Raw genomic sequence first — 14,617 nt, 5'->3', positions numbered from 1 at the left:
CTTCCTCACGCTCCTTTCACCGAGAGTACGTTGCTGAGCGGCACGCTGATGCCGCCGATGGTTACGTTGGGTTCCTTTCCTTCCAGCGTTATCCCTTCCACCGTGCCGACGAGAAGCGGGTTCCCCTGGAACTTCTCCCCCTTGGCATTGTAGCCGGTCACGCTGAAGCTGTACTGCCCTGCCGGCAGCGTACTTCCGTTGCCGTTTCTCCCGTCCCAGAGGATCGTGCCGTCGCCGGCCCGGGTATTTCCCAGGTTCAGGGTCCGGACCACGGTGCCGCTGATATCCGAGATGTTGATGGCCACCTGTTGCGCATCGGCCGGGAGCCGGTAGCCGAGGGCCGGTTTGGAGCCGGCGGTGAGGTTGATCTGATCGCCGTTGGCCGTTACCGACTTGCCGATGTACGAGACCGACGAGAGGCTCGTGGCGCCGTTGAACAGGTCGATGATTTTGGTCAGGTTGGAGTTGGTGTTGTAGGCTTGCTCCACCTGGGTCAGCTGCGCCAGCTGGCCGATGAACTCCGAACTGTCCGCGGGGTTCAGGGGATCCTGGTGCTGGAGCTGGGTGACGAACAGCTTGAGGAAGTCGTCCTTGTTCATGCCGGTGGACTTCTTCATGGCAGCTGCCGCCGCTGTCGTGTCAGTGGTGATTCCGTTTACCACAGTCTATGCACCTCCTTTCCTAAAGTCTTACGTCGAGGATCGAGTCGCGCCGGTCGGTGTAGTAGTAGTCGGCTGCCTGGGTCGCCGGTGCCTCGGTCTCTGCTGTTCCCCGCTGGTACGCGGTCCGGAAGCCCCCTTGTTGGCCGGCCTCCTTCCCCTGGTGGAAGAGCTGCTCGTACCCCTGGCCCGTGCCGGTGGATACGTCGAAACCGGTCATGGTCAGGTTCTGCCGCGAGAAGTTCTCCTTGAGGGAATCCAGGTTGCTGAGAAGAATCTCCCGCACCTGGCTGTTGGCCGCCAGCACTTCCACCTTCACGTGCTGATCCACCACCTGGACGTTGATCCGGAGTTCCCCCAGTTCCGCCGGGGCAAGCCGGATCGCGATCTCGCCGTTGCCGGCCGGCTGCCGGGTTGCGATCCCCTCTTTCACCTGGGCCATGATGCTGTCGCGCAAACCGTGGTTCGGCTGGTGCTCGGGCTTCGTGGTGCCGGCGAGGGCCGGTTCGAAGGGTTTCGCCGCGTCGGTCTGGACCGGTGCGACGTGGGCCTTCAGGTCAGCGGAGTTGCTCCCGCCTTTCCCCTGCTCGCCGGTGGACTGCTCCTTGCCGCTTTCATCCCTGATAGTCACCTCCACCTTCTGGAGCTTTGCATCAGTGAGGGGTGCGGTTTCCGTCCCCGAAGCCTTATCGGCCGGGGAAGATGACTCCGCCTCCTTCGGGATGACCGGTATCCGGTCGGGATAGGCTGCCGCCGGTCCCATGGTGCGGGGTGCCGGTTTGTCCGCTGCCGCGATCTCGGGTGCCGGTGCCGTTTCGGGCAGGGGCTCGGACACCTGGGGTTCCACCTGGGCCATCTCTGTGGTTTTTGCGGGTTCGAGATTGACCGCGAGGACCTCCACCCTGTTCTTTTCCGGGGCAGGCTGTGCCGTGGCTGTGGGTGCCGGTGCGGCTGGGGCTGCTTCCGTTGTCGGGATTGTTGCCTTGGTCGTCTCCCGGGGAAGTTCGGGTTGGGGGATGACGGCGTCGGCCTGGGGCGGAAGCATGGCAGGTGTGGATTCAGGCGCCATTACCCTTACAGGTGCCGCTGCTGGCGAAGGTGCGGTGGCCGTGACCTGCGTCGCAGCGGTGGCGGCGCTCACCTCGGTGGTCGTGCCGGTCGGGACAGTAATTTCGGGAACCGGTGCGGCCTGCGGAACAATCGTCTGGGGTGCCACAAGGGATGCGAGCGACATCATGGCTGCTTCGGCGGTGGTGATGTCGTCGGTCTCCGGGGCGGCGGCGTTTTGATCGTTAGGCTCCGGGGTTTCCGCGGTAAGTGCTGAAAGTTCCGCGGTCGCCGTCGTGGCTGGGGGCTGAACAAGAAGCCCGGCCATGAGCGAGGCGAAGAGGTCGGGGGTGGCGGCAGACCCGGCAGGGACTTCAGGTGTGGTTCCGGCGGTGGGGACGGCTTGAGGAATCACCTGGAGCATCTGCATGATCTCCATGCTCATACTATTCACCTCCTTTCTTTGGTGGATTGAAACGCGGCTTTTCCGCAATCTCTGCGTTGACCTTCGCGACTCCTTGTGCGGCGTACCTCGGTACGCCTCCGCGTCGTCACTCGATCGCCTTGACCTTGCGAAAAATCCACGTTTCTGAAACCTATGTGATTGTCAAAGAACAAAAACCAAAAACACAGAACTCTAATTTTTTCAGTGCCCTACCGGGCCGCAAGATTTTGCCGGGTCCACTTGAGCGCTCTCTCCTTCTTGATAAGGGGGAGGAGCTTGGTGGCCCGCTTCTGGTCCATCTCGCTCAGGAGCTCCAGGGCCTCGTTCTCGGAGAGGCCGTCCAGGAGCTTCACCGCTTCCTGGGGCTTCAATCCTTTGTAGACCTTGAGGAGCTTCTGGTAGTTGGCGCTCTGCACCTTCTTGCGGGCGTCCAGGGAACGGTCCAGCCCCGCCTTGGCAGCCTCCAGCTCCTTCACCCGCGCTTCAAGGGTAGCTGCCAGGGCTTTCAGCTCCTGCTCCTTAACGGCGAGGGCCGCTTCCTTGGCGGAGAGCTGCTGTTTCTTCAGTTCCAGGGACGCGGCTTCGCTGACGCCGTTTTTGGTGCCCGTCGTCGGATAGACGGGCGCGGCCACGGCGGGACGCGTGCTGCCCCCTCCGGAGGATTGGGCCTCGACAGAGGGGGGAGTACAAATCGGCGGCGCGAGGAGGAGGAACCCCGTCGCCGCCACAAACGGTATGTACGTCGCTTTCCGCATGGGTTACCGCCGGGCCTTCTGGATGGCCAGCTCTTCGAGGAAGGCCCGTTCCTTCTCGGCCCGCTCCCGCCGCAGTGCCGCCATCTGCCTCTCCTTGAGGAGCTCCAGGGCCTTCTTGTCCTTGGCGGCGTCCATGAGCTCCTCACGGCGCTCGGTCATCTCCCGGCCAAGGGAGTCCACCTGCACGCGCTGGGACTGGATGTCGCCGGTCTTGCGCCGGAAGAAGTCGGCATACATCTGGAGCTCGGCGGCATTGACCACGGAGGCCTGCTTGTTGTTGTACTCGACCCGGGCCTGGTCCGCCTCCGCCTTGTGGCGCTCCAGCACCTCGGTGGCGCTCTCGAACTCGCGCTTGGCAGTGGCAAATTCGACCTTGCGCACCTTCTCGATCTCTTTGCGGTAGTTGAGGACCTGCTGCAGCTGGAACCCGTTGTTATGGTTTTGCATCATGGCATGCTCCCGAATCGCTCGGAATCAGAAAGACTTTTCTCTTACCAGGGAATGTGCAATCAGAGTGCCATTCCTTCATCGAAAATGTCTCCGAGTGCCGTAACCGATTGCTCCATGGTGACCCCGTCATGGATCCCCTGGCGGATGTACCCCACCATCCCCTCCATCTTGGAGATGGCATAGTCGATGGTCGGGTTGGACCCCGGCTTGTAGGCGCCGATATTGATCAGGTCCTCCGCCTGCTTGTGGGCCGCCAGAAGCTCCTTGAAGCGGGAGGCGAACTGCTGCTGGCCCCGCTCGGTCACGTCCATCATGACCCGCGAGGCGCTGGCCAGGACGTCGATGGGAGGGTAGATGGCCCGCGCCGCCAGCTCGCGGTTCAGGATAATGTGGCCGTCGAGAATGCTCCGCATGGCGTCTGAGACCGGCTCATTGAAGTCATCCCCCTCCACCAGCACCGTGTAGAGGCCGGTGATGCTCCCGTCCATGAAGTTGCCGGTCCGCTCCAGGAGCTTGGGGAGCGCGGCGAAGACCGACGGGGTGTACCCCTTGGTTGTCGGTGGCTCGCCGATGGCCAGCCCCACCTCGCGCATGGCCATGGCGAAGCGGGTGGCCGAGTCCATCATGAGGAGGACCTTTTTCCCCTGGGCCTGAAAATACTCGGCAATGGTGGTGGCGATGTAGGCCCCCCGCATCCGCACCAGGGGTGGCTGATCGCTGGTGGCCACCACGACCACCGATTTTTTCAGCCCCTCCTCCTGAAGGTCCTTCTCGATGAATTCCCGCAGCTCCCGCCCCCGCTCGCCGATCAGGGCGATGACGTTCACGTCCGCCTCGGTGTAGCGGGCTATCATCCCGAGCAGTGTCGACTTTCCGACACCGGAGCCGGCCATGATTCCGACACGCTGCCCCTTGCCGCAGGTGAGGAGCCCGTTGATGGCCCGGATCCCCAGATCGAGGGGCTCCCTGATGGGGCGGCGCTTCATGGGGTTCACGGGATTGGCGTAGATGGGATACTCTTCGCGGGTCGCGAGGGGACCTTTATCGTCAATAGGCTCACCGAGACCGTCGATGACCCGTCCCAGAAGGCCCGGGCCGACGCCGAGGGATGACTTTTTCCGCTTGACGGAGATGAGGCTCCCAAGCCCCACGCCGCGCAATTCCCCCAGGGGCATGAGAAGCGTCTTGTTGTCGCGGAACCCCACCACCTCGGCCGGGATCGGATCGCCGTCGTGGGGATGGACGTGGCAGAGGGTTCCCACGGCCGCATCGGGGCAATACCCCTCGATGACGAGCCCCACCACCTGGGTCACCTTGCCGTGAAAGCGGATCGGTTTCGTATTCTCCACGGCGGCGAGATAGCGGGCCAGGTCGATCCTATCCATCGACACTGGTTGTCTCCTCATCGCCCTTGAGCCAGGCCCCCTGCCCCGAGAAGGAGGGGATCACGTCGTCGGCGCCGGGAAGGGGAAGCTCGCCCCGGGGCTCCGGCTCCGCGGGTGCCGGCAATGCCGTTTCCACAGGCGCGCTCCGCTCTTCGAGAAGCGTGCGGTAGATCTCGTCCAGCTGGGACTCGATGCGGGCATCAACCGTCCCCGTGGCGGTCTCCACGAGGCAGCCCCCCGGCCCCACCCCGTCGTCGGGGGTGAGGGTGATGGGAACGTCGTCGCCAAGGCCTGCCAGAAACGCCTGCCGGTTTGCCGCCACCACCGTGTAGTCGTTGGGATTGAGGCGCACCACCACCCGGTCCCGCTCGGTACACCCCCCCACTGCAGCGGCGATGATGGAGGCGAGGATCGCCGGATCCTGGGTGATCTCCTGCTGGACGATCTTGCGGGCCACCATGACGGCGAGCTTGAGGATATCCTCCTCGCTCTCCTTGAAAACCCGGCTCCGCAACCCCGTCACGGCCGACACGCCGTCGCGCAGGGACTTGAAGACGTTGGCCAGTCCCCGTTCCGCCTGGCGACGCCCCTCGTCCATGCCGTTGCGGTAGACTTCGTCCACCTTGGCCTGAAAATCCTCCTCGGAGAGTACGATCATCCCCTCCAGGCTCGGCATGGGCGGATCCGGATCCTCGGCAATGGACGCGACAGGATCGGGAGGCTCCTCCCCGCCGGACACGAAACCGAGGGAGAGGGGAACGAATCCCGACGCGCCTGGCGGCAGTTCCTCGGGTGGCTCCTGGGATGGGGCCTCGGCCAGGATGCGGCAGAACGTGAACCCCTGGGGGGTGTGGAGAGAGGGTTCCCCCGCCTTGATGATCCTCGACCGTCCCTTAGACGAGAACATCGTCGCCTCCGCGGCCCGCCAGCACCACTTTCCCCTCTTCCTCCAGACGGCGGACGATCTTGATGATCTCCCCCTGGGCCTTTTCCACGTCGGAGAGGCGGACGGGGCCCATGACCTCCAGGTCCTCCTTGATCATCTCGGCGGCGCGGCTGGAGATGTTGCGGAAGATCTTCTCCTTGATCTGGTCGGGGGCGGTCTTCATGGCAAGGGTCAGGGTGTCGTTGGAGAGCTCGCGCATGATTCCCTGGATGGAGCGGTCGTCCAGCTTGAAGATATCGTCGAAGGTGAAGAGGTGCTTGCGGATGACCTCGGCCAACGGCGGATTGAGAACGTCGAGCTTGTCGAGGATCTGTTTCTCCTTGCTCCGGTCCAGGTAGTTGAACATGTCGACCACCTTTTCCACACCGCCGACCTTGTAGCGCTGGATGCCCCCCATGGCGGTCAGCTCCCGCTTGATGACCTCGTCGATGTCCTCGAGGATCTCCGGTGACACTTGATCGACGTCGGCGATCCGCATCACCACCTCGGCCTGAAGCTCCTGGGGAAGCATGGCGATGATCTCGCCGGTCTGCTTGGCCCGCAGTTTAGCCAGGATGACGGCGATGGTCTGGGGATGCTCCTGGGAGAGGAAGTTGGCGATGGTCTTGCCGTCCAGGTTGGCCAGGATGTCAACCATGTCGCCGAAGCTGGAAGAACTGATCTCCTTGAGGAGCATCTCGGCCTTCTGGGGCCCCAGAGTCTGCTCCAGGATCTTGCGGACGAATTCCTCCCCCTGGGAGAAGATGCCGGTTTCCGGGTTGGTCATCTCGGTGAACTCGTTGACCACGTCCTGGATGACGGAATGGGGGACATGGCCCAGCTTCGCCATGCTCTTGGATATCTGCTTTATCTCGGAATCGTCCAAATGCTCGAATACGCTGGCAGTCGCGTCGGGACCCAGGTAGAGGAGCAGAATGGCAGCCTTGTCGGTACCGTCCATGGTCAGAGCCTCGGAAAACGTGGGATGGGATGGTGGTTCATGCTAAAGGATCACTGTTCCTTGGCGCGGAGCCAGTTCTGGAGGATCTGGGCGGCCTGGTAGGGCTCTTCCTTCACCTTGTTCATGAGTTCCACCTGCCGGATGGTCTGGTTCTGGATCTGGGCACGGTGGACCTCGGCGATCTGGTTCAGGGTTTCCTCGGCAGCGGAAATCGGTTCGAAGCTGGTCTGCTTCTCGGGCTTCAGCATCTTCATGAGGGGGCGCACCACAAAGAGAAGGAGCGCCAGGAAGCCGAAGCCGATGAGGCCATTTTTGAGGAGCGAGAGGAAGATCGGCGCGTTCCACCACTGGCTCCCCTCGTCAGTGCCCGCCTCGGCGGTATCCTGGAACGGGATGTTCGCCACCGTCACCTGATCACCCCTGCCGGCGTTGAAGCCGACGGCGCCTTTGACCAGAGCCTCAATCTGTTGGAGTTCGACGGGGGAGCGGGGGGTGTACTTGGGCTTGGCGTTCTTGCCGTCCTTGCCGGCGGCCGGGGCGTCGTACTTGCCGTCCACGAGGATCGCCACCGACACCTTGGAAAGGGCTCCCACCGGCTCGATGGTCCGGGCCGTGGAGCGGCTCACCTCGTAGTTGAGGGTTTCATCGTTCTTGCTTCCGTTAGGGCCGGTGGCGCCGCCGGCGCCGGCCGGGGTGCGGCCCAGGTTCGTCTGTGCCCCCGGGACTCCCGCCGTGGCGTTGGCGCCTCCCATGCTCTCCTCGCTGCGCTGCTCGCTGCGGACCACAGTTTCGGGGTCGTACTTCTCCTCGTAGCGCTCCACCTGCCGGAAATCGAAGACCGCCGACACGCGGGCCACCGACTTGCCAGAACCGACCGCCTTGTCCAGGAGCGACTGGAGCCGCTCCTCGGTGCCCCGCTCGTAGGTCCGCTGCACCTCCTGCATGGAGGCGGTCATCTTGCCGGCGGCGTCGGTGGGTCCATTCTTGGAAAGGAGCTTCCCCTTCTGGTCGAGGACGGTCACGTGCTCCGGGTTCATCCCCTCGATGGAGGAAGCCACGAGATGGACGACCCCCTGAACATCACTGTCATTGAGTTGGCGATTACCCTTCACCTTGAGCACCACCGAGGCGGTGGCGGGCTTCTCGTCCTCCTTGAAGAGGGCCTTTTCGGGAATTGCCAGATGGACCCGAGCCTGCTCCACCCCGGCGATCTGGCCGATGGTCCGAGAGAGTTCCCCCTGGAGGGCCCGCTGGTAGTTGAGCTTCTGGACGAACTCGGTCATGCCGAAGTTCTTTCGGTCAAAGATCTCGAAGCCGACCCCGCCCCCCTGGGGAAGCCCTGCGGAAGCCATGGTCAGGCGGAGATCGTAGACCTTGTCGGAGGGGACCAGGATTGCCTTGCCGTCGGCGGCGATCCGGTAGGGAACCTTCTGCTCCTTGAGCTTGGTGACGATCTCGCCGGCATCCTCGGTGGTGAGGTTGGTGAAGAGGGGCCGGTAGTCGGTCCGGTTGGCGACCATTATCAGGAGGGCGAAGGCGATGATCGACACCCCCACGACCCCGCCCACGATCCACCGCTTCGCGGGGGGAAGGGCCATGAACGGCTCCAACAATTTTTTCAGACCTTCAGGCATTTATGACTCCGGTTTTTTCTTTTCACGCTTCTCTTCCACAGTGAGCGCTCAAAAATGCCCAGATGCTAGGCGCCCGAACCCGAGGAGTGAGGCGTAGCCCAGCTACGCCGCAGCGAACGAGGGTGAGGGGAACAACGCAGATGGGCGTTTTTCAGCGCTCACCTCCCACCTAGACCTGCATGCGCATGACTTCGTTGTACGCGTCGATGGCCTTGTTCCGGACCTGGCCCAGGAACTGGAAGGCAAGGGACGACTTCTCCATGGCGATCATCACTTCGTGGAGCCCCTGGGACTCTCCGGTGGCGAGGGCCTGAACGGCAGAGTCCGACTGGGACTGGAGCTCGTTCACCTTGGAGACCAGCTCGCCGAAGAATTTACCCGCGTCGCCGGCCATATTGGCCGGTTTGGCACTTTTCGCGCCGATTTCGGGAAATGCCTGACCCAGGCCTATACCGCTTTCGATTCCGTCTATCACGACTCCCTCCTGAAGAATTCTAGCGTTTCAATACGTGCGGCCGATAAACTTCCATAGGGTGCCTGCGTCGCACCTTTTTTTACGTCAAAAAAATGAAACCGATTAGCGTGACCCGAGTTCCAGGGTCTTGAGGGCCATACCCTTGGCGGCCTGCACCGCCGTGACATTGGCCTCGTAGGCCCGGGTGGCGGCGATCATGTCGGCCATTTCCTCCACCACGTTCACGTTGGGAAGCGCCACGTACCCCTGGGGATTGGCGTCCGGATGGGTGGGGTCGTACTGGAGCCGGGGCGGGTTCTGGTCTTCGATGACCTGTGTCACCTGGACCCCGGCGGGGCTTGCGCCGCGGCGCATCCGCTCCATGGCCGCCTGGAACTTTTCGGCAGCCGGGGTCGCGGCAAAGACGGCGTCCTTGCGCTTGTAAGGACCGCCCTCGGCGGTGCGGGTGGAGTTGGCGTTGGCGATGTTGGAGGAGATGAGGTTCATCCGCGTCCGCTCGGCAGAGAGAGCGGAAGAGCTGATCTGCATGGCGCTGAAGAAATCCATTATTTATTCTCCCTGATAGCGGATTTGATTTCGTTGAACTGCTTGGAGAGGATCTGGATCGAGGCGTTGTACATGATCTGGTTTTCCGCCATGCGGGACATCTCCGTCTCCAGGTCTACCCCGTTATAGTCCTTGCCGGGGGAGAGGGAGGGGGTCTCGATCACCGTCCCCTGGACCTGCTGGACGGAGTTGCTCTGCCCCTTGAGGGGGATGTGCTTCGGATGGGTGATGGCCGGGGTTCCCACCTTTTTCCCCTTGAGGGCACCCTTGAGCTCATTTTCGAAGGAAAGGGCCGTGGGGGTATAGTTGGGGGTCTCGACGTTGGCCAGGTTGGCGGAAATCATGGTGTGGCTCCGGGAGCGGAGATCGATGCTCTTGGCCAGAAGATCCACCGTGGTTCCAAATATCTTGTCAATCGGCATTGGGGTCCTCCTTGTTCCTACGCAACCTGTTCAGCAAAAGGCGTACCATGGAACGAAATCAACCTGAAAACCTCACAAAACTCAATAACACAGAGCAACTGAGCAACTGAGAAATCAAAGATTTGATTCAAAATAGTCCTGGTTGTCTTGAAGGCAGGCCTGAACGAATTTGCTCTGTTGCTCTGTTGCTCTGTGTTTCGAACGTTTCCGGGATGATAGTTAACTATCGACAGGTCACTATTTTGACAGCTTCACCTGCGTCGCCAGTTTCTTTTTCAGCTCCATGTCGGCCAGGGCCTGGGCGGCCATCTGCTGCCAGACGGGGTCTTTCCCCTTGTCGGCAACCGCCTTGAAGTGGCCGGCGGCCTCGTCGTTGCGCCCCTCAAGGCGGGCAATCTCCCCCATCTTGTAGAGGAACGGGTCCCGCTGGGCCTCGGGGGCCGCGGTACTCCCGGCCCGGAGGAGTTCCATGGCACCTTTCCGGTCACCCCTCGCAAGCCGGGCCGAGGCAGCCACGTAATGGGCGTCGGGCGCCAGTTCCGACGTCCCCCCCCGCTGTCGGAGTTCTGACAGGAAGAGGATCATGGCCCGCTCCGCGTCTTTTTTGTTGCCCGCGCTTTCCAGGGATTTGCCAAGGATGTAGTAGCTTTCCACGTCATCGGGACGCCCCTTGCCCGTCAGGAGGGGGGCGAGCCGCGCCGCTACCTTGGGCAGATTTCCCCGGCTGTAGTCGAGGGCCGCCACCCGCTCCCGGTACCCCTGGGCCAGGGGATGATCGGGAAAGCGCCTCAGAAAGTTGTCGGCTGAATTTTCCAGCAAGGGGATGTCGCCGGTCCGCTCCGCGGCCTCGATGATCCGACGGTAGAGTTCGGGTGCCTGGGGGGCGCTCCAATCCTTGCCGGCCAGGTACGAGAAGAGCTCCGCTTCTTCCGAGAAGCGTCCCTGATCGGCAAAAGCGATGACGAGGCTGCGCACGAAATCGGGATCGGCGATGCACCTCCCCAGGTAGTCCCGGTTCTCCTGGGCCAGCGTGATGAGGGCAGGAAAATCCTTGGCCTGAATCAACACCCGGACCATCGGCACGATGAGCTCTTCCCGCATCCCCCGGGCGACGCTTATGTAGGTGCCCCGGGAGAACTTCTTTTCGTACTCGGAGACGAGGGCGAAGCCGTCCGGGGCCTCGCCGAAGAGGGCGGTAAGAAGCGCCGCCTTGAAGAGCGACTCCTCACGGAGGGAAAAGTCGCTGTTCCGGTTGATCTCCAGATACTCGTCCACGAGCCCCCTGAAGGTGGCCGGCTCGATCGTCATGAACTTGCGGTCGGCAAGCTTCATCCGTGCCTGCCACTTCGCCTTGTTGTCCGGGAAGTTTTCCGCGACAGTCCGGTAGATGGCCTCTGCCGCCATCTCCTTCCCCTGGCGGGAAAGGATGTCGGCCAGCCTCACCAGGAGCACCGGCGCAAACTTCTTGTCGGCAAGGCTCGCAATGAGGCGTCCCAGCATCCTGCGCCCCCCCTCCAGGTCGCCGCTGCGGACTACGGCATCGGCGTAGGCAAAGGCCGTTCCTGGCGACTGGGCCAGGAACTCGGGCAGGAGCTTTTCCCCCTCCCGAAAGTCCCGCAGGGCCTCGCCGTATTTCTGGAGCATGGTGCGGGCCTCGCCAAGACGGTAGTAGGCCAGGGCTTTCACCGGCGATTGAACGGTGACGATGGGGGCAAATATCCTTTCGGCCTCGCTCCCCTGCCCCCGGTAGAGGGCAGCCTCGCCGGCGAGAACGATATCCACCTCCTCGGGGGTGAGCACTTTCTGGAGGACGCGGCGGTCGGTGGGTACAAAGGGGATGTCGCTCTTCACCGGAGGATCGAAGCGCGAGACAAGCTGCTCGACCCCAACCTTGATTCCATCACGCCCCTGGGCGAAGGGAGAGGTGCGGGAAGGGGCCAGGCGGCTCCCCACGTCGAGGGTGAGCGCCGCCACTCCCGGCATGGCGATGGCCCTCACTCCGCGGGGATCACCTTTGACACCCACGGTGACGAGGAGATCCCCCCGACGCCTGGCAACGGCGCAGCCGGCAATGTTGGGGTCGCTGTAGGAGCGGAGCCGCTTCCATCGGGCGCCGTCGGTATCCCGCAGCGTGACCCGCACCCGGTTTCCCGCAAGAGGGGTCAGCGTATAAGCCGGTTCCCGATCGAGCTTGAGCATAAGCCGCGTGAATCCGCTTCGGGGCCTGACGTCAATGCGGCGGAGACGGTTCCGGTCGTCGGCCCGGCCAGGATCCGCTGTCGCCAGGATGGTCAGGAGCAGGAGGGCGCAGCCGAGGGCTGTTTTCAGTAATCTGTTCACGGTCATGACACCTTGAGTGAAGTCCGGGGCGCAATCCCCCCATCACGAACGGCAAAAGTCGTGCCGTTACGGCGAGGCGTCAAACAGGGGGATTCGGGACGATAGAGAGGGGCGAGGGGAAGGGTGACGTCAAAAGAGGTCCGTTTATGTCACAATTTTGACAAACGGGACCAGGGTGGAAAATCATGCGGCGTTCAGGAACTTTTCCACCTTGGCCAGCACGTCGTCCTCCTGGTAGGGCTTGAGGATGATGTCGCGGGCGCCGTACCTGACCGCCTTGAGCACGGCGGTGCGGGTCCATTCCCGGGCGCACATGATGATGGGAAGGGTCTCGCCCTGGGCGATGGCCTTGATCTTGATGCAAAGGGACATGTCGCGGTCGTCGTTATTGTGGATGCCGAGCACCACGAGCCGTACGCCCCCCTGGGAGAATATCTCACGGATGTCGGCATCGAGCCGGGCTTCCACCAGCTCGAACCCGCGGGTTTCCAGGAGTTCCCGCACCATCTGGCGATCGGTCTCGTCGTCTTCGAGGATGAGGACCCTGCGGGCGCAGCTTTCCACCACGGCAGACGCCGCCTCGCCCTCTTCGGCCACAGGAGCGACCACCGGCGTTGCGACGAACTCCTCCTCAGCAGCAGCCGCCTCATCCCCCTCTTCGCTGTCGCTGCCTGAGTCTTCGGGAACCGGTTCAGGCTCTTCCGCCGGCGGATCGAAGAGTTCGGCAAGCCCCCGCGGCATGAGGATGTCAAAATTCCCCATCTCCAGCCCCGGCATCTCCATGCGGGCGCGGAACATGAGATACTCGCCGTCGGGAATCGGTTCGGTGTCGGTGATCTCGGTGGTCTCGGGGACAAACTTCTTGGGGGGAACTACCTTCAGGTGAACCTTGTTCTCGAAGGCCGGCTGGAAAACCGTGTTGAACGATCCGATTGCCTGGTTGATGATCTCGGAGAAGGCGTCGGCGTCGTCAGTCTCCATGATGGCGAGGCGGCGCTTCTCGTTGATGCGGGCAGAGGGGATGCCAAGGAGGAAACCGCTCATGCAGATGGCGTCCCGCAACCCGAAAACCAGGTGGAACGTGCCGGGGTACTCACCGCTGGCCGTTACCTCCGCCACGAAACAGACCTCGTCCAGGTCGCAGAAGTAGGTGGCCCGGTTCGTGGCGATGATGTCGGCTTCGCCGATGGTGAGTTCCTGCCCCAGAAGCATGCCGCTGTCTTCGGCGGTCTGCTTCAGGGCGTTATCGATGATGGAGGTGAGATTCGTAAACCCATCCATGGATCAAGAGGCTCCTGCTGAGATCTATGCTTCCTTCTGCAGTTTCAACCCCACGAGGAACCGCTGCGACTCGTTGACGAAGGGAATGATGACGCAGTCGCTGTCGGCCATGGCGTTCAGGGTGTACTCCTCGCCGGATATGACCGTCGGGACCGAAAGGTGGAGGTCCATCCCGCCTTTGGAGAGGACCATCTTCACGTAGCCGCCCAGCATGTTGGCAATCTCCCCCAGGGCGTCGTTCACATCCTCGCCCACTTGGTCCACCTCCATGCCGAGCATGTTTGAGGTGATCCGCAGGGCAAACTCCAAGGGACAGTGAATGGAAAGGATTCCCGAATAGGTACCGGCAAGCCCCACCATCCCGGTGACGCTGCAGCGGAATTTCGTAACCGGCTCCTGGAGGGGGTACTGGTCCTCCAGCTCCATCATCACCATGGTGTTGAATACTTCCTTGGTGGCATCGATGATGAAGCCGGCAACCTGCTCCTCGGTAAGCCTGGTCGCTTCGGCCACACCGCTCGCGAGGGTCATAGGAGGCCTCCGAGCTTCTCGTTGAGCTGGTCCGGGGTGAAGGGCTTTTTGATGCTGTCGCTGGCACCGTTTTCCAGAGCCTGTTTGAGGATGTCCTCGCCACCCTCGGTGGTGATCATGACGATGGGGGCCTTGCAGCCGTTGGCCCGGGCCTGCTTGATGAACTCGAGGCCGTCCATGTTCGGCATGTTGATGTCGGAGAGAATGAGGTCGACGCTTTTGCCGGCAAGGACATTGAGCCCCTCGATGCCGTCGCCCCCCTCGAAGATCTCGTCCACGGGGAGACCCGCCTGACGAAGCGAACGGGAGATGATCTTTCTCATGGTTGAGGAATCGTCCACAATGAGTACGTTGGCCATGCCTTTCTCCTTCCGTTTCTTCTGTAACCGATAGAGTATGCCGGGTTGCCCCGACGAGTCAGAAAATTGAACCGTTCGTCAAAGGAGCCCGGAGGAACGCAAGAGGCAGGCCATGTCGGCGGTTGCCCGCACGGCACGGTCCGCCGCCGCTGCAAGCTGATCGTCGCCTTGACGCACCGGTGCCGTCTCCCACCCCCCGATGGCCATTTCGAAAGCCAGGAGATTGGCCGCATCCGCCGATTCCTCGATGGTGCGAAGCACCTCCTCCATCCCTCTGACCGTTGCCCCCGCTTTGTTCACGAGTTCCCTCCCCGGCCGCGGGAATACCCCGGGCATCCGTGTCTCATGCACGGTCCGTTCCACAAGAGCCTGAAAGAAGAGAAATTCCGGCAGGAAGGTCGA

At 62.4% G+C, this 14,617-nt stretch carries 16 protein-coding genes; all 16 read right to left on the bottom strand.

The window, feature by feature from the left end:
- Positions 1 to 5 precede the first annotated feature (5 nt).
- Positions 6 to 662 carry a flagellar hook assembly protein FlgD gene (locus KJB29_RS06195; RefSeq protein ID WP_004514280.1) on the bottom strand — a complete coding sequence of 219 codons (657 nt, stop codon included), beginning with the start codon at positions 660 to 662 and terminating at the stop codon, positions 6 to 8.
- A gap of 19 nt (positions 663 to 681) precedes the next feature.
- On the bottom strand, positions 682 to 2,151 hold the full coding sequence (locus KJB29_RS06190) for a flagellar hook-length control protein FliK (RefSeq protein ID WP_215733836.1): 1,470 nt from the start codon (positions 2,149 to 2,151) through the stop codon (positions 682 to 684).
- A gap of 209 nt (positions 2,152 to 2,360) precedes the next feature.
- Positions 2,361 to 2,906, bottom strand: coding sequence for a MotE family protein (locus KJB29_RS06185; RefSeq protein ID WP_215733835.1), 546 nt, complete (start codon positions 2,904 to 2,906; stop codon positions 2,361 to 2,363).
- 3 nt (positions 2,907 to 2,909) lie between these two features.
- Positions 2,910 to 3,356: a flagellar export protein FliJ gene (fliJ, locus tag KJB29_RS06180; protein ID WP_215733834.1), complete on the bottom strand. Its 447-nt coding sequence runs from the start codon at positions 3,354 to 3,356 to the stop codon at positions 2,910 to 2,912.
- A gap of 59 nt (positions 3,357 to 3,415) precedes the next feature.
- Positions 3,416 to 4,741, bottom strand: a complete 1,326-nt coding sequence (fliI, locus tag KJB29_RS06175; protein WP_215734024.1) for a flagellar protein export ATPase FliI — start codon at positions 4,739 to 4,741, stop codon at positions 3,416 to 3,418.
- Positions 4,734 to 5,648, bottom strand: coding sequence for a FliH/SctL family protein (locus KJB29_RS06170; RefSeq protein ID WP_215733833.1), 915 nt, complete (start codon positions 5,646 to 5,648; stop codon positions 4,734 to 4,736). Before KJB29_RS06170 ends, fliI begins: the two co-directional genes overlap by 8 nt.
- A complete protein-coding gene (gene fliG / locus KJB29_RS06165; RefSeq protein WP_004514286.1) occupies positions 5,635 to 6,627 on the bottom strand; it encodes a flagellar motor switch protein FliG in 993 nt (330 codons plus the stop codon). Before fliG ends, KJB29_RS06170 begins: the two co-directional genes overlap by 14 nt.
- Positions 6,628 to 6,677: 50 nt before the next feature.
- The gene (gene fliF / locus KJB29_RS06160) at positions 6,678 to 8,261 is read right to left on the bottom strand and encodes a flagellar basal-body MS-ring/collar protein FliF (protein ID WP_215733832.1); all 1,584 of its coding nucleotides are present in this window, start codon (positions 8,259 to 8,261) and stop codon (positions 6,678 to 6,680) included.
- 169 nt (positions 8,262 to 8,430) lie between these two features.
- Positions 8,431 to 8,736, bottom strand: coding sequence for a flagellar hook-basal body complex protein FliE (fliE, locus tag KJB29_RS06155; RefSeq protein ID WP_004514288.1), 306 nt, complete (start codon positions 8,734 to 8,736; stop codon positions 8,431 to 8,433).
- Between the two features lie 102 nt (positions 8,737 to 8,838).
- Positions 8,839 to 9,282 (bottom strand): flagellar basal body rod protein FlgC, encoded by a 444-nt coding sequence (gene flgC, locus KJB29_RS06150; protein ID WP_215733831.1) that lies wholly within the window; start codon positions 9,280 to 9,282, stop codon positions 8,839 to 8,841.
- The gene (gene flgB / locus KJB29_RS06145) at positions 9,282 to 9,704 is read right to left on the bottom strand and encodes a flagellar basal body rod protein FlgB (RefSeq protein ID WP_215733830.1); all 423 of its coding nucleotides are present in this window, start codon (positions 9,702 to 9,704) and stop codon (positions 9,282 to 9,284) included. Before flgB ends, flgC begins: the two co-directional genes overlap by 1 nt.
- Before the next feature lie 237 nt (positions 9,705 to 9,941).
- A complete protein-coding gene (locus tag KJB29_RS06140; protein WP_004514291.1) occupies positions 9,942 to 12,050 on the bottom strand; it encodes a tetratricopeptide repeat protein in 2,109 nt (702 codons plus the stop codon).
- A gap of 177 nt (positions 12,051 to 12,227) precedes the next feature.
- A complete protein-coding gene (locus tag KJB29_RS06135; RefSeq protein WP_004514292.1) occupies positions 12,228 to 13,325 on the bottom strand; it encodes a response regulator in 1,098 nt (365 codons plus the stop codon).
- A 24-nt stretch (positions 13,326 to 13,349) separates the two neighbouring features.
- The gene (locus KJB29_RS06130) at positions 13,350 to 13,856 is read right to left on the bottom strand and encodes a chemotaxis protein CheX (protein ID WP_004514293.1); all 507 of its coding nucleotides are present in this window, start codon (positions 13,854 to 13,856) and stop codon (positions 13,350 to 13,352) included.
- Entirely contained in the window at positions 13,853 to 14,215 is a 363-nt protein-coding gene (locus KJB29_RS06125) for a response regulator (protein ID WP_004514294.1), read from the bottom strand. The genes KJB29_RS06130 and KJB29_RS06125 overlap by 4 nt, the downstream gene beginning before the upstream one ends.
- Before the next feature lie 78 nt (positions 14,216 to 14,293).
- Positions 14,294 to 14,551 (bottom strand): chemotaxis protein, encoded by a 258-nt coding sequence (locus KJB29_RS06120; protein ID WP_246560607.1) that lies wholly within the window; start codon positions 14,549 to 14,551, stop codon positions 14,294 to 14,296.
- Positions 14,552 to 14,617: the final 66 nt, after the last annotated feature.

The sequence above is a fragment of the Geobacter grbiciae genome (assembly GCF_018531165.1).
GTDB classification, from domain to species: domain Bacteria; phylum Desulfobacterota; class Desulfuromonadia; order Geobacterales; family Geobacteraceae; genus Geobacter; species Geobacter metallireducens.
This window is presented reverse-complemented; position numbering and strand designations above follow the sequence as displayed.